At 75.3% G+C, this 25,602-nt stretch carries 24 protein-coding genes; 12 read left to right on the plus strand and 12 right to left on the minus strand.

Features of this window, described 5'->3' with window-relative positions:
- Window positions 1-11: 11 nt before the first annotated feature.
- Complete coding sequence (locus tag ACQPYD_RS12145; protein ID WP_433701078.1) at window positions 12-521, minus strand: DUF2255 family protein; 510 nt, start codon at window positions 519-521, stop codon at window positions 12-14.
- 444 nt (window positions 522-965) lie between these two features.
- Here ACQPYD_RS12145 and ACQPYD_RS12150 point away from each other — a divergent pair, with 444 nt between their 5' ends.
- Window positions 966-1,616, plus strand: coding sequence for a CatB-related O-acetyltransferase (locus ACQPYD_RS12150; RefSeq protein ID WP_433701079.1), 651 nt, complete (start codon window positions 966-968; stop codon window positions 1,614-1,616).
- An 83-nt stretch (window positions 1,617-1,699) separates the two neighbouring features.
- Here the strand turns inward: ACQPYD_RS12150 and ACQPYD_RS12155 are convergent, their stop codons facing one another.
- Entirely contained in the window at window positions 1,700-1,939 is a 240-nt protein-coding gene (locus ACQPYD_RS12155) for a hypothetical protein (RefSeq protein ID WP_433701080.1), read from the minus strand.
- Window positions 1,940-1,978: 39 nt separating this feature from the next.
- On the opposite strand from ACQPYD_RS12155, the gene ACQPYD_RS12160 reads away from it, so the two are divergent.
- Window positions 1,979-2,476 (plus strand): MarR family winged helix-turn-helix transcriptional regulator, encoded by a 498-nt coding sequence (locus ACQPYD_RS12160; RefSeq protein WP_433701081.1) that lies wholly within the window; start codon window positions 1,979-1,981, stop codon window positions 2,474-2,476.
- 37 nt (window positions 2,477-2,513) lie between these two features.
- Here the strand turns inward: ACQPYD_RS12160 and ACQPYD_RS12165 are convergent, their stop codons facing one another.
- A complete protein-coding gene (locus ACQPYD_RS12165; RefSeq protein WP_433701082.1) occupies window positions 2,514-3,587 on the minus strand; it encodes a saccharopine dehydrogenase family protein in 1,074 nt (357 codons plus the stop codon).
- A 100-nt stretch (window positions 3,588-3,687) separates the two neighbouring features.
- Between ACQPYD_RS12165 and ACQPYD_RS12170 the strand changes: the two genes are divergently transcribed.
- Both ACQPYD_RS12170 and ACQPYD_RS12175 read left to right on the plus strand, forming a co-directional pair.
- The gene (locus tag ACQPYD_RS12170; protein WP_433701083.1) at window positions 3,688-4,707 is read left to right on the plus strand and encodes a GlxA family transcriptional regulator; all 1,020 of its coding nucleotides are present in this window, start codon (window positions 3,688-3,690) and stop codon (window positions 4,705-4,707) included.
- Between the two features lie 79 nt (window positions 4,708-4,786).
- Entirely contained in the window at window positions 4,787-6,268 is a 1,482-nt protein-coding gene (locus tag ACQPYD_RS12175; protein WP_433701084.1) for a serine hydrolase domain-containing protein, read from the plus strand.
- A 33-nt stretch (window positions 6,269-6,301) separates the two neighbouring features.
- Here the strand turns inward: ACQPYD_RS12175 and ACQPYD_RS12180 are convergent, their stop codons facing one another.
- Together ACQPYD_RS12180 and ACQPYD_RS12185 are read right to left on the minus strand one after the other, a co-directional pair.
- A complete protein-coding gene (locus tag ACQPYD_RS12180) occupies window positions 6,302-8,017 on the minus strand; it encodes a DUF885 domain-containing protein (RefSeq protein ID WP_433701085.1) in 1,716 nt (571 codons plus the stop codon).
- A gap of 141 nt (window positions 8,018-8,158) precedes the next feature.
- A complete protein-coding gene (locus ACQPYD_RS12185; protein ID WP_433701086.1) occupies window positions 8,159-8,785 on the minus strand; it encodes a GAP family protein in 627 nt (208 codons plus the stop codon).
- A 356-nt stretch (window positions 8,786-9,141) separates the two neighbouring features.
- Here ACQPYD_RS12185 and ACQPYD_RS12190 point away from each other — a divergent pair, with 356 nt between their 5' ends.
- Complete coding sequence (locus ACQPYD_RS12190; protein WP_433702032.1) at window positions 9,142-9,708, plus strand: dihydrofolate reductase family protein; 567 nt, start codon at window positions 9,142-9,144, stop codon at window positions 9,706-9,708.
- A gap of 105 nt (window positions 9,709-9,813) precedes the next feature.
- Here the strand turns inward: ACQPYD_RS12190 and ACQPYD_RS12195 are convergent, their stop codons facing one another.
- The 3 genes from ACQPYD_RS12195 to ACQPYD_RS12205 form a co-directional block, all read right to left on the minus strand.
- On the minus strand, window positions 9,814-10,299 hold the full coding sequence (locus ACQPYD_RS12195; RefSeq protein WP_433701087.1) for a CarD family transcriptional regulator: 486 nt from the start codon (window positions 10,297-10,299) through the stop codon (window positions 9,814-9,816).
- Between the two features lie 258 nt (window positions 10,300-10,557).
- Window positions 10,558-11,310 (minus strand): DUF4097 family beta strand repeat-containing protein, encoded by a 753-nt coding sequence (locus ACQPYD_RS12200; RefSeq protein ID WP_433701088.1) that lies wholly within the window; start codon window positions 11,308-11,310, stop codon window positions 10,558-10,560.
- On the minus strand, window positions 11,307-11,948 hold the full coding sequence (locus ACQPYD_RS12205) for a TetR/AcrR family transcriptional regulator (protein ID WP_433701089.1): 642 nt from the start codon (window positions 11,946-11,948) through the stop codon (window positions 11,307-11,309). The genes ACQPYD_RS12200 and ACQPYD_RS12205 overlap by 4 nt, the downstream gene beginning before the upstream one ends.
- 178 nt (window positions 11,949-12,126) lie before the next feature.
- Between ACQPYD_RS12205 and ACQPYD_RS12210 the strand changes: the two genes are divergently transcribed.
- On the plus strand, window positions 12,127-13,311 hold the full coding sequence (locus ACQPYD_RS12210) for an alcohol dehydrogenase catalytic domain-containing protein (protein WP_433701090.1): 1,185 nt from the start codon (window positions 12,127-12,129) through the stop codon (window positions 13,309-13,311).
- 120 nt (window positions 13,312-13,431) lie between these two features.
- Here the strand turns inward: ACQPYD_RS12210 and ACQPYD_RS12215 are convergent, their stop codons facing one another.
- The gene (locus tag ACQPYD_RS12215) at window positions 13,432-14,439 is read right to left on the minus strand and encodes an iron-siderophore ABC transporter substrate-binding protein (RefSeq protein WP_433701091.1); all 1,008 of its coding nucleotides are present in this window, start codon (window positions 14,437-14,439) and stop codon (window positions 13,432-13,434) included.
- Window positions 14,440-14,650: 211 nt separating this feature from the next.
- On the minus strand, window positions 14,651-15,421 hold the full coding sequence (locus ACQPYD_RS12220; RefSeq protein ID WP_433701092.1) for a siderophore-interacting protein: 771 nt from the start codon (window positions 15,419-15,421) through the stop codon (window positions 14,651-14,653).
- Window positions 15,422-15,721: 300 nt separating this feature from the next.
- Here ACQPYD_RS12220 and ACQPYD_RS12225 point away from each other — a divergent pair, with 300 nt between their 5' ends.
- A complete protein-coding gene (locus ACQPYD_RS12225) occupies window positions 15,722-17,518 on the plus strand; it encodes an ABC transporter ATP-binding protein (protein ID WP_433701093.1) in 1,797 nt (598 codons plus the stop codon).
- A complete protein-coding gene (locus ACQPYD_RS12230; protein WP_433701094.1) occupies window positions 17,515-19,347 on the plus strand; it encodes an ABC transporter ATP-binding protein in 1,833 nt (610 codons plus the stop codon). Before ACQPYD_RS12225 ends, ACQPYD_RS12230 begins: the two co-directional genes overlap by 4 nt.
- 171 nt (window positions 19,348-19,518) lie before the next feature.
- Here the strand turns inward: ACQPYD_RS12230 and ACQPYD_RS12235 are convergent, their stop codons facing one another.
- Window positions 19,519-20,211, minus strand: coding sequence for a DUF2848 domain-containing protein (locus ACQPYD_RS12235; RefSeq protein WP_433701095.1), 693 nt, complete (start codon window positions 20,209-20,211; stop codon window positions 19,519-19,521).
- A gap of 82 nt (window positions 20,212-20,293) precedes the next feature.
- On the opposite strand from ACQPYD_RS12235, the gene ACQPYD_RS12240 reads away from it, so the two are divergent.
- Window positions 20,294-21,628, plus strand: a complete 1,335-nt coding sequence (locus ACQPYD_RS12240) for an MFS transporter (RefSeq protein WP_433701096.1) — start codon at window positions 20,294-20,296, stop codon at window positions 21,626-21,628.
- 149 nt (window positions 21,629-21,777) lie between these two features.
- On the opposite strand, the gene ACQPYD_RS12245 is transcribed toward ACQPYD_RS12240, so the two are convergent.
- A complete protein-coding gene (locus ACQPYD_RS12245) occupies window positions 21,778-22,407 on the minus strand; it encodes a GntR family transcriptional regulator (RefSeq protein WP_267949560.1) in 630 nt (209 codons plus the stop codon).
- 99 nt (window positions 22,408-22,506) lie between these two features.
- On the opposite strand from ACQPYD_RS12245, the gene ACQPYD_RS12250 reads away from it, so the two are divergent.
- The 3 genes from ACQPYD_RS12250 to ACQPYD_RS12260 all read left to right on the plus strand — a co-directional run bounded on the left by ACQPYD_RS12250 (window position 22,507) and on the right by ACQPYD_RS12260 (window position 25,589).
- Window positions 22,507-23,286 (plus strand): carbon-nitrogen hydrolase family protein, encoded by a 780-nt coding sequence (locus ACQPYD_RS12250; RefSeq protein ID WP_433701097.1) that lies wholly within the window; start codon window positions 22,507-22,509, stop codon window positions 23,284-23,286.
- Between the two features lie 441 nt (window positions 23,287-23,727).
- Window positions 23,728-24,957, plus strand: a complete 1,230-nt coding sequence (locus ACQPYD_RS12255; RefSeq protein ID WP_433701098.1) for a sensor histidine kinase — start codon at window positions 23,728-23,730, stop codon at window positions 24,955-24,957.
- A complete protein-coding gene (locus ACQPYD_RS12260) occupies window positions 24,945-25,589 on the plus strand; it encodes a response regulator (RefSeq protein ID WP_378552349.1) in 645 nt (214 codons plus the stop codon). Before ACQPYD_RS12255 ends, ACQPYD_RS12260 begins: the two co-directional genes overlap by 13 nt.
- Window positions 25,590-25,602 lie beyond the last annotated feature (13 nt).

Genomic DNA, 25,602 nt, shown 5'->3' on the forward strand with positions numbered 1-25,602 from the left:
TCCCGGCCGACTCAGGCCTTCTCCTCCTGGCGGCGCGGGCGCTCGAACAGGGCGTGCCAGCGCCCGGCCGGGCCCAGCGGGGAGCGGAGCCGGGAGCCGCGGCCGGCCGGGAGCGCGGCCGCGGAGCACACCGGCGCCTGCGTCCGCGTGGCGCACGGCACGAGCCGGAGCGTCGTGGAGGCCGCCTGGTCCCCGGTCACCGTGTCGAGGAAGGCCGCGGCGTAGTGGCCGTACTTGAGCCGGTAGGCGGCGTCGACCCGTTCACGCGTCCCGGGGTCGGCGGGCTCGAAGGCGACGTTCCTGCGCAGGCCCGCGGCCCGGACCGTGCCCTTCCGGTGGATCCGCGCGCTCCGGTACCAGTCGGAGGCGTGGCCGCCCAGGGAGCGGACGTAGAGGTCGTCCCCCTCGCGTACCACCCAGACCCTCCGGCCGCGCCTCAGCACACGCCTGCCGTGCGCGACCGTCAGGACGATCTCCTCGGTGGAGGAGTACAGCGTCAACTCTTCGGGAGTCCACGTCATCGGCGTCTCGTCAACTCGCTTTCCGTTCGAGGTGTCCTACAGGGGGGAATCGCATGTGCGCGGCGGCGGGGCGCGGTCCGGCGGACCGCGCACGGCCCGCGACCCCGCGGGGCCGGTCCCCGGTCGGCCCCCGTCCCCCGCGCCGGACGGCTGCGGGGGCGTGCGGTACGGCGTTTCGGAGGGCGCCCGGGGGCAGGGGGCCGCGCTCCCCGCCGGGGGAGCGGTGCGGACGGCGCCCGGACCGCCCGCGCCCCTCCAGGCTAGGATCCGGGGGCCTCCGGAGGGAGGCCCTGCCACACCCACCCTTGCGCCGTCCCGGCCGGGACCGGCGCACGCGCGGGGGCCGCCCGCGTGGACCCGCGGGTCGCAAACGCCTGGACCGGTGCGTCCCGTGTTGGGATCATCGGACGGTCCGACGCCCCACGACCCGAGGGATACCCCGCCATGCCCGTGCCCGCCGACCCGACCGTGCTCCACCCGATGCCCGGGCAGCCGCGTGTGGTCCTGCTCAAACCCCTGGTGACGTCCCCGCTCATCGAGGTCGGGGAGTACTCCTACTACGACGACCCCGACGACCCGACCGCGTTCGAGACGCGCAACGTGCTCTACCACTACGGGCCGGAGAAGCTGGTCATCGGCCGGTTCTGCGCGCTGGGCACCGGGACCCGGTTCATCATGAACGGCGCCAACCACCGCATGGACGGCCCCTCGACCTTCCCCTTCCCCACGATGGGCGGCTCGTGGTCGGAGCACTTCGACCTGATCACCGGGCTGCCGGGCCGGGGGGACACGGTGGTCGGCCACGACGTGTGGTTCGGCCACGGGTCGACGGTGATGCCCGGCGTGCGGATCGGCCACGGGGCGGTCATCGCCGCCGGAGCCGTCGTCACCTCCGACGTGCCCGACTACGGGATCGTCGGCGGCAACCCCGCCCGGCTCATCCGCACCCGCTTCGACGCCGGGACCGTGGACCGCCTGCTGGCGGTGGCCTGGTGGGACTGGCCCGCCGAGCACATCACCGAGCACGTGCGCACGATCATGTCGGGCGGCGTCGACGACCTGGAGGCCGCGGCGCCGGGCGGGTCCGGCGGCTGAGGCCCGGCACGGGGGCCGCTGCCCGGCGGGGGCCTGCCCCCGGGCCGCGGCAGGGCACGGCCGGGTCCCGCCGGTACCGCCGTTCACCGGGGCCCCGCCGGGGCGTGGCCGCGCCGGAGCCGGTCGGCTGCCGGGAGCCGGGCCGGGAGGATGCCGGGCAGGACGAGTTCGGCGGTCCGCCGGACGGCGGGCGCCCCGGCTGCCGTCGCCGTGCCGGGAGGCGCCCCGGCCCCGGGGGCGGGGAGGCCGGTCGGCACGGCCGTCCTTCCCCAGGTCACGGGGGCGAGCGCCGTCACGAGGGCCCACCGCCGTATAGCTTCCATGGAAGCTATTGTAGCTTCCTCGGAAGCTACAATGGGGGCATGGAGCAGTACGACCGCGTCACACGCATCCAGGCCGAGTGGGAACGCGAGCGACCCGACCTGGACGTGTCCCCGGAGGGGGTGATCGGCAGGCTGCACCGCATCGGCTCCCACCTGAGCGACCGGCTGTGCGTCGTCTACCGCCGCCACGGGCTGAGCGAGGGCGAGTTCGAGGTCCTCGCCGCACTGCGCCGCGCGGGAGGACCCTGCGAGCGGGCGCCCGGCGAACTCGCCCGGTTCACGATGGTCACCACCGGGGCCATGACCAAGCGGCTCGACCGGCTGGAGGAGGCCGGACTCGTCACCCGCCGCCGGGCCGAGGGGGACGGCCGGGGCCGGACGGTCTCGCTCACCGAGGAGGGCAGGACGCTCATCGACCGGGCCTTCACCGAGCACATGCACGACGAGCGGCGCCTCCTGGAAGCCCTCACCGCCGAGGAGGCCGAGCGGCTCGAAGCGCTGCTGGCCACCTGGTTGTCGCGCATCGAGGGGACCTGAGGCCCGGCCGGGAGCCCGCCCCCGGTCCCGGCCGCCGCTACGGCGCCATGGCCAGGGGCTCCGCGCCGGGCTTCCGCTCTCCGCGGAGCGGGCCCGTCGCCACGTGCGGGGACAGGGCGCGCAGGAAGTCCGCCGCGTCGAACATCTCACCCGCGGAGGCCACGCCGGCGGCCCCGGTCCGCCCGGTGAGGATCCGCTCCACCGCCTCCACCGCGAGCGGCGCGGACACGGCGTAGATGTCCCGGCCGGTGGCGAACGCGCGCCGCTCGGCGCCGCCCGAGCGCACGAGGACGTCCACGAGGAAGGTCTCCGCGGGCCGGCCGGGCCCGTCCTCCCCGACCGGCGTCCGCGCGGCCGGGGCCGCCAGGCCCGTGGCGGCCTCGACCGTCATGTACGTGCGCACCTCGCGGACGTCCAGGTGGCGGGGGATCGTGGTGACCTCGGCCATCGTGAACTCGCCGACCACCGCACGTGTGCCCAGCGGTTCGGGGAACGCCCACTCGGCGGCCGGAGGGGCGCCGTCGCGGTACTCCAGCCTCCCGTTCGCGAAGACGACCCGCCGGCCGTCCCTCCTCTGCCGGGACACCCGTCCCGCGGCGCGGGTCCCCTCCGTGGGGGCCCAGCCGCTCAGCCCGTAGGCGACGTGCACCTCGTCGGCCCCGCCCCAGTCACCCGCCGCCGCGGTGGCCAGCAGGTCGCCGAGCCCGCCGAAGAACGCCATGGCGGGCACCACCGCGACCCCCGCCTCGCGGGCGTCCTGCTCGAAGTGCGCGAACGTGTCCCTGTTCGCCTCGATCTCGGCCGCCACGTCCACGTACGGGACGCCCGCGCGCAGCGCCGCCCCGACCACCGGCGCCGCGGTCACGGCGAAGGGCCCGGCGCAGTTGACCACGGCGTCCACGCCTTCCAGCGCCCGGTCGAGGGAGGCCGGGTCGTCCATCGACGCCGTCCGGGCGGGCGACCCGGGGTGGGACGCCCGCAGGTCCCGCAGCCTGCCCGCGTCGCGCCCGACGAGGACGGGGGCGTGGCCGCGGCGGCGCAGCTCCGCCGCCACGAACCGCCCGGTGTGCCCGGAGGCGCCGACCACCGCCACCGCGAATCCTGATGCCATCGGTTCCCCCTGGGGCTCGCACTGTCCGTCAGGAAGATCATGGCCGCGCCGGCGAACCGCCGCCAGCGTCCGGAACGCCACCATGCGTACACTTTCGGACATGCCCTCGATCGCGTTCGCCCTCACCGACGGAATGCTGCACTTCGAGCTCGCCGCCGCGTGCGAGATCTTCGGCACCGCGCCGCCGGGCACGGCCGCCCCCTGGTACGACATCGCCCTGTGCGGCTCCGGAACGGTGCGGGCCGGACGGTTCCTGCTGGAACCGGACCACGGGCTCGACCGGCTGGCGGGCGCCGGGACGGTGGTCGTGCCCGCGCTGGCCGACGTGGACGAGCGCCCGCCGGCCGTGCTGGTCGACGCGGTGCGCGCCGCCCACAGGGCCGGAGCGCGCGTGGTCTCCCTCTGCACGGGCGCGTTCGTGCTGGCCGAGGCCGGCCTCCTCGACGGGCTGCGCGCGACCACCCACTGGGCCCACACCGGGGAGCTCGCCTCCCGGTACCCGCGGGTGGAGGTCGACCCCGCCGTGCTCTACGTCGACAACGGCGGGGTGCTCACCTCCGCGGGCAAGGCCGCGGCCGTTGACCTGTGCCTGCACCTGATCCGCCTCGACCACGGTTCGGCGGTCGCCAACGCCGCCGCACGCCGCCTGGTCGTGCCCCCGCACAGGCCCGGGGGCCAGGCCCAGTTCGTCGCCGCCCCGGTCCCCGTGCGGGACGGCCACCCCGTCGCGGACCTGCTGCCCTGGGCGGCCGAACGGCTGGAGCTGCCGCTGACCGTGGAGGACCTGGCCCGCCGGGCGAACATGAGCTCGCGCAACCTGGCGCGCCACTTCCGGTCGCTGACCGGCACCACGCCCCTGCGCTGGCTGCTGGAGCAGCGCATCCGCCGCGCCCAGGAACTGCTGGAGACCACGGACGACGGTGTCGAGACCGTCGCGGCGGCCGTGGGCATGGGCACCGCCGCGACGCTGCGCCGGCACTTCCACCGCACCGTGGGCGTGCCCCCGGACTCCTACCGGCGCGCCTTCCGCGGCCGGGACCCCCGGAGCGACCGGCGGGAGGGCCCGGCGCCGACCTCCCCGAACGAGCCCCCGGCCGGACCCCCTCCGCCGGTCCGGTGATAGGACCGGTTCCGAGCGCGGGCCCCGCCGCCGCACCGGCGGAGGGCCCGCGTCCCCGCCCGACCACAGGAGGAACACCGTGACGACGACGGCATCGCGCCCGGAGGACAGACCGGCCCCCGCACCCCACCGGACCGCGGTCGACGAGGCGCACTGGGGCGAACGCCTCCGGGTGCTCGCCGCCGAGCACGGGGTTCCCGGGGCCCAGCTCGGCATCCTGGAGCTGGGCCGCCCCTCCGCGGAGGGGGAGGGGCGGGAGCCCGACCGGGTCGCCCTCGCCGCCTGCGGCGTGCTCAACACGGAGACCGGCCACCCCGTGGACACGGGGTCGGTGTTCCAGATCGGGTCGATCACCAAGGTCTGGACCGCCACCGCGATCCTGCGGCTGGTCGACGAGGGGCGCCTCACCCTCGACACCCCGGTGGCGGAGGTCCTGCCCGAATTCCGGCTCTCCGACCCCGCGACGACCGGGAGGCTGCTGGTGCGCCACCTGCTGACCCACACCAGCGGCATCGACGGCGACCTGTTCACCGACACCGGCAGGGGGGACGACACCCTGGAGAGGTACGTCGCCCTGCTCGCCGACGCGGCGCTGATCCACCCCCTCGGAGCGACCTTCTCCTACTGCAACTCCGGGTTCCCGGTGCTGGGCCGCATCATCGAGAGGCTCACCGGCGGCACGTGGGACGCGGCGATGCGGGAGGCGCTGTTCGCCCCCCTCGGCCTGACGCACACCGGCACGCTCCCGGAGGAGGCGCTGCTGCACGGCGCGGCCGTCGGGCACGTGCGGGGGCTTCCCGACCCGGTGCGCGCCCCGGTGTGGGGGCTGCCCCGGTCGATGGGACCGGCCGGGCTCCTCACCTCGACCGCGCGGGACGTGCTGCGCTTCGCCCGCATGCACCTGGACGGCGGACTCGCCGAGGACGGCACCCGCGTCCTGAGCGAGGAGGGTGTGCGCGCGATGACGGAGTTCCAGGTCGACGTGCCCGACGTGCACACCCTGGGGGACTCCTGGGGGCTGGGCTGGATCCGCCACGACTGGAACGGGCACCGCCTCGTCGGCCACGACGGCAACACCATCGGGCAGTCCGCGTTCCTGCGCGCGTCCCCCGAGGCGGGCCTGGCCGTGGTCCTGCTCACCAACGGCGGCCACGCGCGCGACCTGTACCACGAGCTGTACCGCGAGATCTTCCGCGACCTGGCCGGGATCGCGGTCCCCGACAGGCTGGCGCCGCCCCCGGTCCCCGCCGAGGTCGGCCCCGCCCCCGTCCTGGGGACGTACGAGCACGCCGCGCTGCGCATGGAGGTGTTCGCCAGGGACGGGGACACCGTGATGCGGACCACCGTCCTCGGGCCCCTCGCCGAGGTGGACCCCGAGCCCGAGCAGGAGCACGTCCTGGTCCCCGTGGAGGAGGGGCTCTACGTCGTGCGCCCCGGCGGTACGCGGTCGTGGGTCCCGGTCACCTTCTACGCCCTGCCCACGGGCGAGCGCTACGCGCACTACGCCGCCCGCGCGCTCCCGCGCCTGGACGACGGCGTCCGGGGAGCGGGCGGGGCCTGACCCCGGGACGCCGGCCGTCCGCGCCGGGCCGCGTCAGCGCCGGGGCCCGGCTCCAGGGGCGTCCCGGCGGGGTCCGGGGCGGCTCCGGTCGGCGGTCCAGGCCCGCACCACGTCGTCGAGCACGCCCAGGGGCAGCGGGCCGCTGCCCAGGACCACGTCGTGGAAGGCCCTGATGTCGAACCGGTCGCCGAGGGCGGTCTCCGCCTCCGCGCGGATGCGCTGGATCTCCCACCGGCCGACCATGTAGGCGGGAGCCCGTCCCGGCGAGGAGATGTACCGGTCGACCTCGGACACGATCTCCATCCGGGGCGCGGCGGTGTGCGCGGCCATGAAGTCGACGGCCTGTCGGCGGCTCCACCCCCTGGCGTGCAGCCCGGTGTCGACGACCAGGCGGCAGGCCCGCAGCGAGTCCTCGCCGAGCATGCCCAGCCGGGAGAGGTCGTCGCCGTACAGGCCCATCTCGTCGGCGAGGCGTTCGGAGTAGAGGCCCCAGCCCTCGTCGAACGCCGTCACCGATGCGAGCCTGCGCAGCAGCGGCAGGCCGGACAGCTCCTGGGCCAGGGCCAGTTGGAAGTGGTGGCCGGGGACGGCCTCGTGGAACGCGATCGCCTCTGCGCTGTACCGGTCGCGGCGGTCGGCCTTGTGGGTGTTGGCGAAGTAGGTGCCCGGTCGGCTGCCGTCCATGGCCGGCGGCATGTAGTAGGCCACCGGGGCGCCCGGCGCCTCGGCCGTCGGCACCGCCTCCACCGCACAGCCCCGCGACGGCAGCCGTCCGAACCACCCGGGTGCGGCCCGCTCGGCGCGGCGGACGGCCGCCCGGGCCGCCCCGAGCAGTTCGGCGGCGTCCCGCCAGCGCATCGCCGGATCGGTGCGCAGCCGGTCGAGGATCTCGCCCGGCTCGCCGGTTCCGAACACCCGCATCCCGACCGGCGCGAACTCCGCCGCCAGCCCCTCCAGCACGTCGAGGCCGGCACCGTGCAGCTCCTCCGGGGTGTGTCCGGTGGTGGTGTGGCCCCGGAGCAGCCGGGCGTAGTGGCCCTCGCCGTCGGGCAGCCAGCACAGTCCGGCCCTGGTGTCGGGACGCCCGTGCGGTACCGCTTCCGCGGCGAGGGTGTCACGGTGGCGTGCCAGAGCCGGGGAGACGACGTCGGAGAGCAGCCGGTCGCGCTCGGCCCGGAAGGCCGCGGCCCCGGAGCCGTCGGCGACCGGCCCGGGGCCGCGCAGCGGATCCTCCTCCGGGCCGGCGAGGCAGCGGGTCAGGTGGGAGACGGCGGCCTCCGCCGACCGCCGCACGGGCGTGCGCCCGGCGGCCGTGCCCGCGCGGAGCCTCTCCGCGATCGTGTCGAGCAGGTTCGGCAGCCCGGCCAGACGGGCCAGGTAGCCCTCGGCGTGTTCCGGCCGGGTGATGCCGACCAGCGCCAGCCGGGACAGCGTGCCCACGGCCGGATCGAAGAAGGAGTCGGAGACGGTGTGCTCGACGCCGCGCGCGGCGACGCGGTCCAGTTCGGCCCCGGCCTGCTGGAGGAGGACGGCCCGGGTGACGCGGTCATCGGCGCCGAGACCGTCCGGGTCGACTTCCGCAGCCCGCGCCGCGACGTCCGCGATCCTCGCCGCCGACGCCTGCTCACCCGCTTCGGTGTGGTCGCCCAGCCGGTCCTCCCGGTCGCGTACGCCCAGAAGCGAGGCCCTGACCGGGTCCGCGTCGAGCAGGGCGTCCATGAGTTCGTCGGCGAGCTGGTCGATGGCCATGGAGACCTCCCCGGGACGGTGTGTGGGGGGAGGCTACACCGGCGCGGCGGTGGAGCACGTGCGCACGGCCCGGGTCCGCGCGGACCACGGTGCGGGCCCGGGTGCGGCGGCCTTCGCCCGGTCGGAGGGCGAGGGCCGCGCTCACAGCAGGAGGAACACGAAGACGACGCAGGTGGCGATGGTGACCACCCAGCTGTGGGAGTTCAGCCAGTCCCTGACGGAGGGCATGGCCTCCCTCGCACGGCGGCCCGCGGCCACGAGTACGAGGAGGGGGAGGGCCGCTATCAGGACGGTCGCGGCGATGAACCCAACCGCGGCCGTGAAGTCCTCGCCGCCGTGGGCCATGTGCGCTCCCACCGTCAGCATGACGACGATGTCGGAGGGCATCGCCAGGATCACCAGGATGCCGGTCGCCAGTGCGTGCGCGGCGCCCGCCTCCATGAGCCCGGTCAGCCACCCCGGGGGCTCGGCCGTCCTCCTGCGGAGGAAGGCCCTGATCGCGACGGCGACGAGCAGCGCCACCAGCCCGAACTGGATCAGGTTGCCCACCGAACCGGTGTCGGCGGGGTCGCCCAGGGGCACGACGTTGCCGAACAGCCCGAAGAGGCCGCGGGCGAGGGCCACCCCGGCACTCGTGGCGACGGCCGCGCCCGCCAGGAACGCCAGTGACACCCGCACCGGCTGCCTGGTCGTGACCAGCACGAGGGCGGCGATGATCTGCGGCCCCGCCATCATGGTGATGGCCAGCGGAAGGATCTTGAGGTCCATACCCTCTCCCCACCGAGTTCCCGGGTGTTCTCCGGGCCGTCCGGGGCGGCCCGCGCCCCGCCGTCCGCGTGCTCCGCACCCGGCCGGGGAACCCTCCGGGACCGGCGCGCGGAAGGAGCACGGTGACGGGATACCCGCTGTCCGCCCTGTTCCCGACCATGGGCGGGTGTTCCCGGGGTCATGCCGTCGCGCAGCGGTGCACCATGGTGCCCTCGCCGCCGCACCGATCCTCCGCACGCCGCGACTTTCGGGCAGGCCCGGGCCTCCCGGAGAAAAGTTCTGTCCCGGTGTCGATCGGGGCCGGCCCCGATCGACGTGTGGGTGAAGAAGCAGACCGAGCACCCCTGGAGTCAACTGTGCGCACCCTGATCGTCACCGCGTTCGTGTCCGTCGACGGAGTCATGGAGGCTCCCGGCGGCGAGCCCGGCTACCGCAACGCGGGCTGGACCTTCAAGGACATCGAGATGGACGAGGCGGCCTACGGGATCAAGGCCCGCGAGCAGGAGGAGGCGACCGCCCTGCTCGTCGGCCGCCGCAGCTACGAGGCCTTCGCCCCGGTGTGGCCGACGATGGTGGAGGAGTTCGCCGGCTACAACGCCATGCCGCGGTACGTGGTCTCCACCACGCTGGAGGAGGACGACCCGCGCTGGCCCGCCACGATCCTGCGCTCGGTCGAGGACGTGGCCGCGCTGAAGGAGACCGGGGACGGTCCGATCTCCGTCCAGGCCAGCGCCACCCTGGGCCGGGCCCTGGCCGACGCCGGGCTGGTCGACCGCTACCACCTGCTGGTCTTCCCGGTGCTGCTGGGCGCGGGCAAGCGGCTGTTCAGCGACACGGACAAGGACGCCCAGAAGCTCAGCCTGGTCGAGCACGAGGTGTACTCCAACGGCGTCCAGAAGCAGGTCTTCGACGTGGTCCGCTGAGGCCGGGCCCGGAGGGCGCGCCCGCCCCGCTTCCGGGGGGCGTCCCCGGCGGACGCCCCCCGGACACGGGCGACCGCGCGGTGGCCCGTGCCCGGGGCCGGAGCGCTACGAGGAGAGCTTCTCCTCGATCAGGCGTTCGGCCTTCTCGACGTCGCCGACGCCGGGGTGCTGCGAGAGCTCGTTGACGAGCATCTCCCTGCCGCTCAGGAACAGGCGCTTCTCTCCCGCGGAGACCTTCCTGGCGCGCTGCCGGTCGCTGATGCTGCGGACCAGCTCGGCGATCTGGCGCGGGTCCCCGCTGCCCAGCTTGGTCTCGTAGTTCTTGAACCGGCGCGACCAGTTGGGCGGATCGTCCGTCGGCGGCCGGCTCAGGGTGTCGAGGATCGTCTGCAGCCCCTCGTCGTCGACGACCTTGCGCAGCCCCACCAGCTCGACGTTGGCCACCGGGATCTGGATGTCCATCGCCGAGGCGCGCACGGTCAGGGTCAGGAACTCGACCTCGCCGGCGGGGGTGGTCCGGGTCGAGCGGCCGGTGATGGTCACCAGCCCGTGGCGAGGGTGGATGAGGGCGTGTCCCACGGTCAGGTCCACCGGTTCACCACCGCCTTCCCCAGCGGCGCCCGGCCCGCTGTCCGTTCGGAGGGGAACACTGTCGCGCGCACGTCCGGAACACGAGAATGGCGCGATTCATCCTCATGGTGCCCGTTCAGTCGGTTGATCACCGGCGGAGACTATAGGAGTCTCGCGTCAGGTCAAGGTGAAATGCGGGAAACCCCGCTCCGGACACGTCCGCCCCTCCCGTTCCACGGGTCGGAACCCGCGGGAGGACGCCCCGCCGTGCCGGGCACGTCAGCGTGCGGGGACCAGGCGGATGTCGCCGTTCTCCGTCTCGGCGGCGATCACGTGGCCGCTTCCGGTCACCACCTCCACGTCGGTCACCACCTCGCCGTTGTCGGCGGAGGACGACACGTCGTACCCCGCCTCGGGCAGCTCCACCGTCGCGGACCCGTTCGCCGTGCTCACCCGGACGTCGTCGGGCGCCCTGGCGAAGGACACGTCGATCGATCCGTTCTCCGTGTGCGCCTCCAGGGTCGGCGAGACGATCCCGCGGGCGCTCAGTTCGCCGTTCCCGCTGCGCAGGACGAGCGGGCCGGACACGTCCTCCACCGTCACCCGCCCGTTGTCGGTGCCGATCTCCAGCGGCTCCGCGAAGCCGGTGGCCGTGGTGTCGCCGTTGCCGCCCTCCACCGTGAGCGAGGTCCCCTCGGGGACGGTCACCTCGTAGCGGGCGTCGCAGCCGGCCCTCGGGCCGCAGCGGAGCTGGAGCGACAGGGTCTCCCCGTCCAGCTCCCAGGTGGCGCGCGGCGGGCCGATGACCGCCCCGCCCGACACCCACCGCGTCACCTGGATGTCGTCCACCTCGGCGGGGACCACCTCCAGGTCCCCCCGGCCGACCGCGATGGTGAGCACGTCGGAGGACGGTGAGAAGCTGCGGTGCTGCGCCTCGGCCTCGCCGACCGTCGCGGCGGAGGCGCACCCGGACAGCAGCAGGACGGTCGCGGCGGCGCACGCCGGGGCCAGGGCGGCCGGTTTCGTGTTCACTGCGGCTCCTCGCGGTCGGGCGGTGGCACGGGGGCCAGGGCTGCGATGACGGCGCCCAGCGCCCTCTCGATCGTTTCCGTGTCGACCGACCCGGGGTCGGCCAGGTGCTCCATGGACAGGCCGTTGGTCAGGCAGTGCAGGATCAGGGCGGTGAGGCCGGGGTCGGCGCCCAGGGGCACGCCCCGGGCGGCGAACCGGGAGACGGCCTCGGCGACCGCCTCCCGCTGGGCGCGCCGCATCCGGCCGACCACGTCGCGGGTCTGCGAGTCTCGGGTCGCCCGGGCGGCGAACTCCAGGCCCAGGCGGCCGCGCTCGGGGTCCTCGGTGATGCGCCGGGCCACGCCGCGGACGGTGTCCGCGACGGCCTCGGCGGGGTCGGCGGACTCCCCGATCCGTGCGAGCAGGGTGTCGATCTCGGCGTCGGAGCGCTCCCGCAGGACCGCGCCGAACAGGTCGCGCTTGCCGCCGAAGTTGGAGTAGACGGCCCCCTTGGTGAAGCCTGCCGCGTGCGCGATGTCCTCCAGGCGGCTGTCGGCGTAGCCGTGCTCGGCGAACGCGCGCACGGCGGCCGACAGCAGGCGGCGCCGTACCTCTTCGCGGGGGGTGCGGGGGAGCGGGCCCCCGGGGTCGTCGGCCATGGGAGCGAGGTTAGCATACCCACGGGTATCGGATACTTCAGGTACTGAAGTCTTCCGCGTCCTCCGGTCCGCCCTCGTTTTCCGGCGCGGGCCCACGGGTAGTGGGCGGGCACGGCCGCCCCCGGGGGCAGCACGGGCCCCGGGCGCCGGCGCACAGGAGGCGACACCAGGGGGAGTCATGAAGGCAGTCGTGTGGAACGGCACGAGGGACGTCAACACCGTCAACGTCCCCGATCCGCGGATCGAGGACCCCGGTGACGCCGTCATCCGCGTCACCAGCTCGGGCCTGTGCGGATCCGACCTGCACCTGTACGAGGTGCTCGGCCCCTTCATGAACCCGGGCGACGTGCTCGGCCACGAACCCCTGGGCGTCGTCGAGGAGGTCGGCGCGCAGGTCACGTCCCTCTCGGTGGGGGACCGCGTCGTCGTCCCCTTCCAGATCTCCTGCGGGCACTGCGCCATGTGCGGCACCGGCCTCCAGACCCAGTGCGAGAACACCAGGGTCGAGGAGCAGGGCATGGGCGCGCGGATCTACGGCTACAGCTCGCTGTACGGTTCCGTGCCCGGGGCGCAGGCCGAGTACCTGCGGGTCCCCCGCGCGCAGAGCAACGCCATTCCGGTCCCCGCCCAGGGGGACGACGACAGGTACGTGTTCCTGTCCGACGTCCTGCCCACGGCCTGGCAGGCCGTCCGCTACGCGGACGTGCCTCAGGGCGGCTCGGTGGCGGTCCTGGGGCTGGGGCCGATCGGCGACATGTGCTGCCGGGTCGCCCGCCACCTGGGGGCGGGACAGGTGTTCGGCGTGGACCCGGTGGCCGAGCGCCGCGCACGCGCCGCCGCCCGGGGGGTGGAGGTGTTCGACCCCTCCGGCGGCACCGACGACCTGCTCGGGGAGATCCGCGAGCGCACCCGCGGCGAGGGGCCGGACGCGGTCATCGACGCGGTGGGCATGGAGGCGTCCGGGCACGGGACCGCGAGGTTCGCCCAGAGGGTGGCCTCCTTCCTGCCCCAGGGCGCCGGAGCGAAGCTGATGGAGACGGCGGGGGTGGACCGGCTCTCCGCCCTGCACACCGCCATCGACCTGGTACGGCGCGGGGGGACGGTCTCGCTGATCGGCGTGTACGGGGGCATGGCCGACCCGATGCCGATGCTGACCCTCTTCGACAAGCAGATCCAGCTGCGGATGGGGCAGGCGAACGTGCGCCGCTGGGCGCCCGAGATCCTCCCGCTTCTGGACGACGCCGACGTGCTGGGGGTGGAGGACTTCGCCACCCACCACCTGCCGCTGGACGACGCGCCGCACGCGTACGAGGCGTTCCAGAAGAAGGCGGAGGGCATGGTCAAGGTGGTCTTCCGGCCCTGACCGCGCAGGCCGGCGCGCGGCGCCCGCACGCGGGTCCCCGCGAACGCCGAGGCCCCCGCCGTGCCTACGCACGGCGGGGGCCTCGGGGTGCGGTCCGGCGGGGCGCCGACCGCGGGGGCGTCAGCCCCCGAGGGCCTCCCGCAGCAGCGGGACGACGCCTTCCAGGGCGTGGGTGACGCCCAGGGTCGAGCCGCTGGAGAAGGCGTTGGCCAGCTCCGGGTCGTCCATGATGATCAGGCGGCCGTCCTCGGCGGACGGGATGCCCTGGAGCACCGGGTCCTCCTCCAGGAAGCGGGTGGTCTCCTCGTCGCCGATGGGGAAGACGACGGTCAGGTCCGCGTCCAGGACCTCCACCAGCTCCGCGCTCAGGTCCACGTAGAACGCGCCCTCGGCCATCTCGGTGATCTCGGGCTTGTTCTCGAAGCCCAGGTCCTCCAGCAGGTCGACCCGCGCGTCCCCGGGGACGTAGGCGCCGTACTGCCCGTCGAAGTAGGCGCCGACCGCGATGGTCGTGCCCTCGAAGTCGGGGTTGTCCTCGCGCGCCTGCGCGAAGCGGCCCTCCAGCTCCCCGATGAGCTCCTCGCCCCGCGCGTCCTCGCCGAGCACCCGGGCGACCTGGCGGGTCTGCTCCTGCCAGGTGGTGCCGTAGGTGACCTCGACGCCGGGCGGCGGGCCGACCACGGGAGCGACGGGGGAGAGCAGCTCGTGGCGCTCCTGGGTGTGGTCGGAGCGGGTGTCGAGGATGACGTCGGGCTCCAGGGAGGCGACCGCCTCCAGGTTCGGCTCCATGGTGCCGATCTGCACCGGCTCCTCGTCGAACAGGTCGGCGGCCCAGGGGCCCACGCCGGCGCCGCCGTAGCCCTGCCAGTCGGCGACGCCGACGGGCTGGACGCCCAGGGCCAGCGCCGTCTCGGCGTCGGACCAGCCGAGGGCGGCGACGTTGGCCGGCCGGTCCTCGATCTCCACGTCGCCGAACAGGGTCTCGACGGTGACGGGGAAGCCCTCCGCGGCCTCGCCCGTCCCCTCCTGTCCGTCGTCGGAGGTCTGGCCGCCGCAGGCGGCGAGCATCAGGATGGACAGCGCACCGGCGGCGATCGCGCCGCCGCGGGTCAGCGGACCGCGGTTCATGGGGCCTCATTCGGTCGAGGAGATGAGCTTAGGCTCACCTAAGCAAGTCTCATGGTGGAGCAGGCGGAGCCGATGCGCAAACCGGGCATCCCGGGCGGGGGTGGGGGCGGTCCGCGGAGGACGCCGACGGCGCGGGGTCGGCGGCGCCCCCGGAGGCCCCCGCGCCGCGCGCCGGGTGACGAGGTTCACGGCCCGAGGCCGCGGGGACGGGTCAGGCGTAGGCCTCGGTGCCCGCGCGCCAGTACCCGATGAACGCGATGTCCTCCTTGGCCACGCCCCTCTCCTTCACCAGGAACCGGCGCAGGCCGGTGGGGAGCCCGTTCTCGCCCGCCACGAAGCAGTAGGGGCGGCCCTCCGGCAGCGCGGCCCCGCTCACCGTCTCCAGCGCCAGCTGCCCGGGGACCGTGTGCGCGCCGTCGCGCGCCAGCCAGCGCACCTCCATCCCGGCGGGGGCGTCGACCTCGCGGACGTCGGCCGAGGAGGGCACCTCCAGGAACGCCAGCCCGCGCAGGTCGCGCGGGGACTGCTCCAGGATCGAGAGGATCGCGGGCACCGCGCTCTCGTCGCCGACCAGCAGGTGCCAGTCGGCGTCCTCGGGCGGCAGGTGGTAGATGCCCTCCGCCAGCAGCCCCAGCTCGTCCCCGGGCCGCGCGCCCAGGGCCCAGGCGGACGCGGGCCCCTCGTCCCCGTGGGCGACGAACTCGATGTCCATCTCCAGGGCCTCGGGGTCGAACCGGCGGGCGGTGTAGTTGCGCACGTGGGGCCGGCGCTCCTCGGGCATCGCGCGGAACTCGGCCACCCAGCCGTCGTCGGCGGAGGCGTGGGGCAGGTGCAGCCGCTCCTGGCCCGGCCGCGCGAAGAAGATCCGCGTGCACTGGTCCAGGCCCATGAACTCGAATCCGGCCAGCTCCTCGCCGCCGACCGTCACCGTGACGAAGTTGTCGGTGGTCCGCTCGGTGCGCACCACCCTGACCCGGACCATGCTCCGTCGACTCGGATACCTGATGCGCAACGGAAAGGCCTCTCGTTCGGGGTGCGGGGTCCGCCGGGCGCGTCCGGTCCGGGCCGCTGCGGGGATTCCGGCGGCGGACGGGGTCGCCGTCACGGCGGGCGAAGGTTAGCCTAACCAAGGTTGAGTGTGCCCGGGTGGCCGGGGTCGTGTTCGGCGAGGCCGCCCGGCCTGACTAGCCTGGCCAGGCCACGACACAGCAGGGGGAACAGGACATCGGATGAGTACACGACTGTACGGGGTCACGCACCCCGAAGAGAGAGGAAGTACCAGGTGAGCGCCTCCACCGGCACGGTCGGCGCCCCCGGCGCCGCCCCTCCCGCAGCGCCGGAGGCGCCCGCGCCGCGGCCCCTCCCCGGCGGGTCCCCCGGCACTGCCAGGGCCCTGCGCCGGCGCACCCTGCGGCGCAACCGCCGCCACGTCTCCCTGGGTGTGGTCCTCCTCTCCCTCCACCAGGTCGCCGAGGCCCTCGTCCCCGTCGCGATCGGCCTGACCATCGACCTGGCGGTCGTCACCGGGGACGTCACCGCCCTGGCCTACTGCGTCGCGGGCACGGTGCTGCTCTTCACCGTCCTGGCCTTCGCCTACCGCACCGGGGCCCGCTTCACCCTGCGGGCGATCGAGAACGAGGCCCACCTGCTCCGGGTCGAGGCCGCGCGCCGCGCCCTCGACCCGCGCGGTGAGCGCAGCGGGCTGCGCGCGGGCGAGGTCCTGTCCGTGGCCACCTCCGACGCCGAGCAGGCCGCCGTGTACGTGCGCGCCTGGTCGGGGGGGATCGCCTTCACCGTCGCGATTGTCGTCACCACCGTCGCCCTGCTGGCGGTCGACGTCCCGCTCGGCCTCGGCGTCCTCGTCGGCGTCCCCCTCCTCATGCTGCTCCTGCGCGTCCCCGCGGCCCACATCACGCGGCGCAGCGAGGCCAAGCAGGCCACGGCCGCCGGGGCGACCGCCCTGGCCACCGACCTGGTCACCGGGCTGCGCGTCCTCATGGGGATCGGAGCCCGCCACAACGCCGCCCTCCGCTACCGCTCCGCGAGCGTCCGCGCCCTGGAGGCCTCGGTCGGCGCCGCGGCCAGCAGCGGCGTCTACCGGGGGCTGGTCACCGCGGCCAGCGCCGTGTTCCTCGCCTGCGTCGCGGGCGCGGCCGGGTGGATGGCGCTGGAGGGCCGGCTCACCGTCGGCGAACTCGTCATCGTCATCGGCCTGGCCCAGTTCCTCGCCGAGCCGGTGCAGGGCCTGGGCATGGTCGGGCAGCTCTTCGCCACGGCACGCGCCTCCGCCGACCGGCTGGTCAGGCTGCTCAACGCGCCCGACGCCGTCACCCCCGGGGACCGCTCCCCGCGTGAGGGCGACGGGAACGCGCTCGTCGAACTGGCGGGCGTCTCCCACCGCACACTGGCTGACGTCGACCTGAGGCTCGCCCCCGGCGAGTTCGTCGGCGTGCTCACCACCGACCCCCGCGACGCCGAGGCGCTGCTGGAACTGCTCTCGGGCCGGGCCGACCCGGAGGGCACGCGGGGCTCCGTCACCGTGGGCGGGGTCCCCGTCCGCGAACTGGACCTGGACGCCCTGCGCGCCGCGGTCCTGGTGGAGGAGCACGGCTCGGCCCTGTTCGAGGGCACCCTGCGCTCCAACCTGGTCACCGGCCCCGGCACGGACGAGGAGCGGCTGCTCGACGCCCTGCGTGCGGCCTCCGCCGAGGACCTGGTCCTCGGCCACCCCGACGGCCTGGACCGCCCCGTCTCCGACCAGGCCGCCAACCTGTCCGGCGGACAGCGCCAGCGCGTGGCCCTGGCCCGCGCCCTGGCCGCCGACCCTCCCGTGCTCGTCCTGCACGACCCCACCACGGCGGTGGACGCGGTCACCGAGGAGGCCATCGCGCGCGGCGTCGCCGCCGCGCGGAGCGGGCGCGCCGCACCCGGGGCGACCCTGGTCGTGGCCGCGAGCCCCGCCCTGCTCTCCCGCGCCGACCGGGTCGTCGTGCTCGTCGACGGCCGGGTCCGCAGCACCGGAACACACGCACGACTGGTCGAGGAAGACCGGCACTACGGCGAGGCGGTGCTCCGATGAGCGCGACCACTTCCACGGGCGCGACGGACACGCCGCCCGCCGAGGACCCGGCGGGCGGGGAGCTGCTCCCCACCGCCGGCGCACGCAGGACCTGGGCCGTGCTCGGGGAGGGGGTGCGCGCCACCGGGTGGGCCACCCCCCTCGCCCTGCTGACCGTGCTCGCGGGCAGCGGCGCCGGGCTGGTCGCCCCCTGGGTGCTGGGCGGCATGGTCGACGACATCTCCGCCGGGGCGGACCTGGACGCCGTCCTCCGCTCGGCCGGGCTGATCGCCGCCGCCGCGGTGGTGGGCGGTCTGCTCGTGGGCCTGGGCGCGTGGCTGGTCAGCAGGGTCGGCGAGACCGTCCTGGCGAGGCTGCGCGAGCGGGTCATGGACCGGGTGCTGCACATGCCCGCCACACGGCTCGAGAGGGTCCGCATCGGCGACCTGCTCTCCCGGGTCGGGGACGACGTCGCCGTGGTCACCGCCAGCATCGCGCGCACCGGCCCCGACGTGGTGGTCGCCCTGGCCACGGTGGTGCTCACCGCGGTGGGCATGACCGCGCTGGACTGGCGCCTGGGCCTGGCCGGGCTCTGCGCGCTGCCCGTGTACGCCATGGCCCTGCGCTGGTACCTGCCGCGCTCGGGCCCCTACTACGCCCGCGAGCGGATCGCCATGGGCGAGCGCTCGCACGCGATGATGGGCGCCCTGCGCGGGCGCGGCGCCGTGCGCGCGTACCGCCTGGAGGACGAGCACGAGGAGCGGGTCTCCCTGCGGTCCCGTGCGGCCAGGGACATCACCGTCGAGGTGTTCCGCCTGTTCACCCGCTTCGGGTCGCGCCTCAACGGGGCCGAGTGCGTGGGCCTGACCGCCGTGCTGGTCACGGGGTTCTGGCTGGTGCGCGGCGACCTCGCCACGGTCGGCATGGTCACGGCGGCGGCCCTGTACTTCCACCGCCTGTTCGGGCCGATGATCTTCCTCGTCATGAACTTCAACGAGGTCCAGTCCGCCGGGGCGAGCCTGGCCCGGCTCGCCGGCGTCGTCGACCTGCCGCAGGAGCGCGACCCGGGCGCCGAGGAGGGGCCCGCGGGCTCCACCGTGCGCGTCGAGGGCGTCACCCACTCCTACGGGAACGGTGCCCCGCCCGCCCTGGAGGACGTGACCCTGGATGTCGCGGCCGGTGAGCGCGTGGCCCTCGTGGGGGCCAGCGGCGCGGGCAAGACCACGCTGGCCGCCCTCGTGAGCGGGCTGCGCACGCCCGGCCGGGGAACGGTGTACCTGGGCGGCGTCCCCCTCGACGAGCTCGGGGAGCGCCGGGTGCGCGAGCACGTCTACCTGGTCAGCCAGGAGACCCACGTGTTCGCGGGGACCCTCCTGGAGGACCTGCGCCTGGCGCGCGCCGGGGCGGACCCGGCCGACGCGGAGCGGGCGCTGGAGGCGGTCGGCGCCCTGGAGTGGGTGCGCGCCCTGCCCGAGGGGCTCGACACGGTCGTGGGCGAGGGCGGCCACACCCTGACCGCAGAGCAGGCCCAGCACCTGGCGCTGGCCCGCCTGGTCCTGGCCGATCCGGACGTCGCCGTCCTGGACGAGGCCACGGCCGAGGCGGGCAGCTCCGGGGCCCGGCGCCTGGAGCGGGCCGCCGCCGCGGCCACCGCGGGCCGCACCACCCTCGTCGTGGCGCACCGGCTCACCCAGGCCGAGGCCGCCGACCGGGTGGTGGTGATGGACCAGGGCCGGATCGTGGAGCAGGGGCCGCACGCCGAGCTGGTCGCCGCGGGGGGCCGCTACGCGGCGCTCTGGCACAGCTGGCAGGGCGCCCCGGGGCCGGACACGGCCGCACCCGCCGTGTAGGGGGTGCTCGGGGGCTCGCGGGCGGCGGGCCGGAACGGCGCGGGGAACACCTCCTGGCCGACACCGTCGGGCCGGGCGCCGCGGAAGCGGCGCCCGGCCCGTCCGTCGTCCGTCGTCCGTCGTCCGTCGTCCGTCGTCCGTCGTCCGTCGTCCGTCGTCCGGCGGCCCCGGTCAGCCGATGGGCTCGGGGAGCGGGGCGACCCTGTAGGCCAGGCCGAGGGTGTCCCCGGAGGCGGGGTCGGTCAGCTCCACCCGCCAGGAGGAGGCGAACTGGTCCACGTCGGCGCGCATGGGGATCGTGCCCGACAGCAGGACGGCGCCGGTCACGAGCAGGCCGCGCTCCCGCAGGACCTCCAGCCAGTAGGAGGGGGCCAGGAGCTCGGCCAGGGTGCCGTTCTGGATCTCGGCCTCGCCGTCCCCGGTTCCGACCCACGCCTTGAGGGTGATGTCGTCCCACCGGTCCTGGACGTCGGTCAGGCGCCAGGCCCGGGCGCCGAGGACGTCGGGGCCCGCGTTCTTGCTCCACGCCACGCCGTGCGCCTCCAGCTCGCGGTCGGTGTGGTCGCAGGCCACCGTGACGAGCACGTCCTGCGGCTCGGGGCCGGTCACGACGAGGGCCCACTCGGCCTCGCCGGAGGTGCGGCCGTGCTGGGCCGGGACCTGGGACACCTGCGCGGCGAGGTAGGGGGACACCGGGTACAGGGCCGGTGTGGTGGTGGGGGCGGGGACGCCGAGGAGGGCCAGCTCCTCCACGTGGGCGCGCACGTCGTCCTGGCTGCGGCCGGTGTAGCCGGCGTTGAGCAGGTGCGTGACCTCCACGGCGACCGCGGTCCCGTCGTTGAGCTCGAATTGCAGTTCGGTCATCAAAAAGCCTCCGGGACTTGCGCATACCTCTTGTATACGACGAGTATAACCAGATCTGCGCAACACGACCGGAAGGAACGAGATGGACCAGCCGCAAGCAGTGACGACCCGCGCGAGAGAGGTGGGGCGCGGGACGGTGGCGCGCGCGTTCATCGCCAGCCTCTCGGGAACCGCCCTGGAGTGGTACGACTTCGCGATCTACTCGGCGGCCTCGGCGCTCGTCTTCGGGCACCTCTTCTTCCCCAGCCACGACCCGCTGGCCGCGACGATGCTCGCGTTCTCCACCTACGCCGTCGGCTACGTGGCCAGGCCGCTGGGCGGGATCTTCTTCGGCCGCCTCGGCGACGTCGTCGGCCGCAAGAAGGTCCTCGTCAGCACGCTCGTGCTCATCGGCGTGGCCACCTTCCTCATCGGCCTCCTGCCCACGCACGCCAGCATCGGCGGCACCGCCGCCGTCCTCCTGGTCGCCCTCCGCTTCGCCCAGGGCGTCGGCGTGGGCGGCGAGTGGGGCGGCGCCGTGCTCCTGTCCAGCGAGTTCGGCGACCCCCGCCGCCGGGGCTTCTTCGCCTCGGCCGCACAGGTGGGCCCGCCCCTGGGCAACCTCATGGCCAACGGCGTCCTGGCCCTGCTCGGACTGCTCCTCACCGAGGAGCAGTTCCTCTCCTGGGGCTGGCGCGTCGCCTTCCTCCTGTCGGGCGTCCTCGTCCTCTTCGGACTGTGGATCCGGGCCAAGCTGGAGGAGACCCCCGTCTTCCAGGCCATCGCGGAGGAGGGGGAGCGGCCCTCGGCGCCCCTGCGCGAGGTCTTCACGAAGCAGGCGCGGCCCCTGACCGCGGCGGTCCTCAGCCGGGTCGCCCCCGACGTCGTGTACGCCCTGTTCACGGTCTTCGTCCTCACCTACGGCACCCAGGTGCTCGGGCTGGAGTCGGGCACGGTCCTGGCGGCGGTCCTCACCGGGTCGGCCTTCCAGGTGGCCCTCATCCCGCTCGCGGGATGGCTCTCCGACCGCGTCAACCGGCGGCTGCTCTACGGCCTGGGCGCCCTCGGCGCCGGGATCTGGCCCTTCGTGTTCTTCCCGGCCATCGCCGACGCCTCGTTCCTCGCCCTCACCGGCGGCATCGTGGTCGGCCTCGCCCTGCACTCGGTCATGTACGGCCCGCAGGCCGCCTTCGTCTCCGAGCAGTTCCACCCGCGCCTGCGCAACACGGGCAGCTCCCTCGCCTACACCCTGGCGGGGATCATCGGCGGCGCCGTCGCGCCGCTCGTGTTCACGTACCTGCTGGCCGCCACCGGCAGCTGGGTGCCGCTGGCCGTCTACGTCGCCGTCACGGCCGCCGTCACGGTGGCGGGCCTGGTGCTGGGCCGCGACCCCGCGCCGCACGAGGACGAGGAGCTCCTCGCCGGCGCCGGGGCCTAGACCGGTGGTGTCCGGGGCCTCCGCGCCGCCCGGGACCGGGCGTCCTCGCCACGGGGACCTCCGGCCGTCGCGCACGGCGGCCGGTCCGGCCCGGCGGGCGCCCGGACCGCCACCGGGCCGGACCCCCGCCGGGGCCGGCCGGCGGTCGCTCAGCTCTCCAGCAGGACCTTCAGCGTGGCGTCCAGGTGCGAGTCGATGGCCGCCGCGGCCGCGGCCTCGTCACCCGAGCGCAGCGCGTCCAGGATGACGGTGTGCTCGTCCAGCACGGACGCGTACCGGTCCTGGGTGGAGAACAGGGCGACCATGCCCGCCCGGACCTGCCGGGCGCGCAGACCGTCGTAGAACTTGATGAGCATGTCGTTGCCGGTCGAGGCGACCAGGGCCGAGTGGAAGCGGTGGTCCCAGTCGATGAACGTGCGGGCCTCCTCGGGCACTGTCAGCTCCTCCTGGTGCCGCAGCGCGTCCTCCATCGGCCCGACCGGCGCCGCGCCCCGGCGCAGGGCCTGCTCGGCCGCGTGGCGCTCGACCATGCCGCGCATCTCCATCAGCTCGGAGAGCTCGCGTCCGCTCATCGGGGCGACGTAGGCGCCGCGCTTGGGGATGAGCTGCACCAGGTCCTCGGCGGACAGGAGGAGGAGCGCCTCGCGGATGGGGGTCCGCGACACCCCGATCAGGCTGGCGACCTCCTGCTCGTTGATGAAGCCCCCCTGGCGCTCCGGATCGCTCAGGTAGGAGTCCTTCAGGAACTGGTAGGCCCTCTCCCGACCCGATGCGGCCACTGCCCCTCCTCACGTACACAACATGTATGCACGACCTTACTGTCCCGGGGCGCGCCGTCGGCGCGCACTCCATGAGCCAAGAAACACAGGGGAAACACGATGCGCGTAGCACTCTGCCAGATCTCCTCCACCGACCGGCCCGAGGAGAACCTCGCGACCGCGGAGACCGCCGTGGCCGAGGCCGCGGCCTCCGGGGCCGAGCTGGTGGTCCTGCCCGAGGCCGCCATGGTCCACTTCGGCGCCGACCTGGCCGGGGCCGCCCAGCCGCTGGACGGGCCCTGGGCGACGGGCCTGCGCGGGATCGCCGCCCGCCACGGGGTCACCGTCCTCGCCGGGATGTTCGCCCCGGCCGGTGACGGAAGGGTCCGCAACCTGCTGCTGGCCACCGGGGACGGCGTCGATGCGGCCTATCAGAAGATCCACGTCTTCGACGCCTTCGGGCACCGGGAGTCCGACTCCGTCGCCCCCGGCTCCGAGCCGGTCGTCATCGAGGTCGGCGGGGTCCGCGTGGGCCTGGCCGTCTGCTACGACGTCCGCTTCCCCGAACTCTTCCGGAGGCTCGCCCTGGCCGGGGCCCAGGTGATCGCCGTGTGCGCCTCCTGGGGCGCCGGCCCCGGCAAGCGGGAGCAGTGGGACCTGCTCACTCGCGCCCGCGCCCTGGACTCCACGTCGTGGGTGCTGGCCTGCGGACAGGCCGACCCCGGCCCGGTGGAGGGCACCGCGCCCCGGGGCATCGGCCACAGCGCCGTCATCGGCCCGGACGGCACCCGCAGGGCCGGGCTCGACGGGGCGCCGGGGCTCCTGGTCGCCGACATCGACGTGGCGGAGGCCGCAGCCGTGCGCGAGGCCGTGCCGGTCCTGCGCAACGCCCGGCTGTGAGGCAGGGGGCCTGACGCCCCGGACCCTCCGCGCCGCCGGCGACCGGCCCCTCCCCGGGGCGGACGCCGGCGGCGCCGGTGTGCGGCCCGGCCGTGCGGCCGTGCGGCCGCACGGCCGGGCCACGGCGTCGCGCGCGTGTGTGCGCCTGCGCCGCACCGGCCCTCCCGGCCGTCCCGGCTCTCCCGGCCCTTCCGGTCCTTCCGGTCCTTCCGGTCCTTCCGGTCCTTCCGGTCCTCCCGGCCGTCGCGGTCGCCGCCGTTCCGGGTCGGGGCCGCCCCGTCCGGGCACGGTCACCCGCCCCGCCCAGGCCGGGCCCGCCGTGCCGGAGCCGGCCCCGGACGGGCGGGGAGGGTAGAGGAACCTCGACCCCCGGGGTGGGGGGAGCACCCCTCTTCGCCTCCGGAGCCCCCCGTCCCGCGAGGGGCGGCATAGGATTCCCCGGTGCGAGACAACGACGCCGAGACGGCTCTGTGGCCGGCGCTCGTACGCCGTCCGGTCGCGGTGCTCCTCACCCCCTGGCCGTGGCGTGCCCTGCTCTACCTGGCCACGTCGGCCCCGGTCGCCGCGGTGTGGTCGCTCCTGTGCTGGCCGCTGCTCACCCTGGCGGGCCTCCCCCTGGGGGCGGTCGAGCGCCGCAGGCTCGCCCTCGTGGACGGGGCGCCCGCGCCCTCCCCGCACACGCCCCCGCCGCCGGGGGCCGGGCCCGCGGGCTGGATCCGGTGGCGCTCGCGCGAGGCGGCCTCCTGGCTGGAGCTGGCCCACGGGCTGCTGCTGGCGCTGCTGTGCGTGGTCGAGCTGACCGTGGCGGTGGTCCTGGCGGGGGTGCCGGCCCTCCTGCTGGCCTCGCCGGTGCTGCGCGCCGCCGGGGTCGCCGAGGGCCCGTCCCCGGCCGCCCTCGGCGTCCTCCTCGGCCTCGGCACGCTGCCGGTGAGCGCCTACACGGCCATGGTGCTGGCGGCGGGCCGCGCCCGGCTGGCGCGTGCGCTGCTCACCGCGCCGCGCGGGGAGGAACTGGCCGAGCTCGGGGAGCGGCTCGTCCTGGTGTCCCGGTCCCGCACGCGGATCGTGGACGGGTTCACGGCCGAACGGCGGCGGATCGAGCGCGACCTGCACGACGGGGCCCAGCAGCGGCTCACCGCGCTGGTCGTGCGCCTGGGCATGGCGAGCAGCCGGTTCGACGACGACCCCGAACAGGCCAGGGCCCTGGTCGAGCAGGCGCACGCCGACGCCCGCGCCGCCCTCGTCGAGCTGCGCGAGCTGGTGCACGGCATCCACCCGGCGGCCCTGACCGAGCGCGGGCTCGTCGCCGCGCTGGAGGAGCTGGCGGACACCCAGCAGGTGGAGGTGGCCGTGGAGGCGGGGGACGTGGGGCGGCTGCCCGACGCCGTCGAGTCCACAGCGTACTTCTGCGCCGCCGAGGCCGTGGCCAACGCCGCCCGCCACTCCGGGGCCGACACCGTCCGGGTGGGCCTGCGCGTGAACGGAGGGGCGCGGCGCGGGACCCTGCTCCTCACGGTCACCGACGACGGCCGCGGCGGCGCCGACCCGGACCGGGGGAGCGGACTGACCGGCCTGGCCGACCGGGCGGCCGCCCTGGGCGGACGGGTGTCCCTGACCAGCCCCGGCGGAGGGCCGACGACGGTGGAGGTGAGGATCCCGTGCGGATCGTGATCGCCGAGGACTCGGTCCTGCTGAGGGCGGGCCTCGAACAGCTCGTCGCCATGGTCGGGCACGAGGTGGCGGCCTCGGTCGGCGACGCACCCGCGCTCATGGCGGCGGTGGACGCGCACCGCCCCGACCTCGTGCTCACCGACGTGCGCATGCCGCCCGGCCACAACGACGACGGACTGCGCGCCGCGATCGCGCTCGCCCGCGCCCACCCCCGCACGGGGATCCTCGTCCTGTCCCAGTACGTGCTGGGCGCGGCCGCCGCCGAACTCCTGGAGAGCCGCGCCGAGGGGGTCGGCTACCTGCTCAAGGACCGGGTCGGGGACGTGGACGAGTTCCTGCGCACCCTGGAGCGGGTCGCCGCCGGGGGCACCGTCGTCGACCCCGAGGTGGTGCGCCGCCTGCTGGGACGGCGCCGCAACCGGTCGGTCCTGGAGCGGCTGACCCCGCGCGAGCGCGAGGTGCTGGAACTGATGGCGCGGGGCCGCACCAACGCCGCGGCGGCGGAGGCCCTGGTGGTCACCGAGGCGGCGGTCGCCAAGCACGTGAGCGGGATCTTCGCCAAGCTCGACCTGCCGGTGAACCCGGACGACAACCGCCGGGTGCTCGCGGTCCTCGCCTACCTCGCGGGCTGAGGGGGCCGCCCGT

It is taken from the genome of Nocardiopsis sp. CA-288880 (assembly GCF_050955985.1).
Classification (GTDB): Bacteria; Actinomycetota; Actinomycetes; order Streptosporangiales; family Streptosporangiaceae; genus Nocardiopsis; species Nocardiopsis tropica.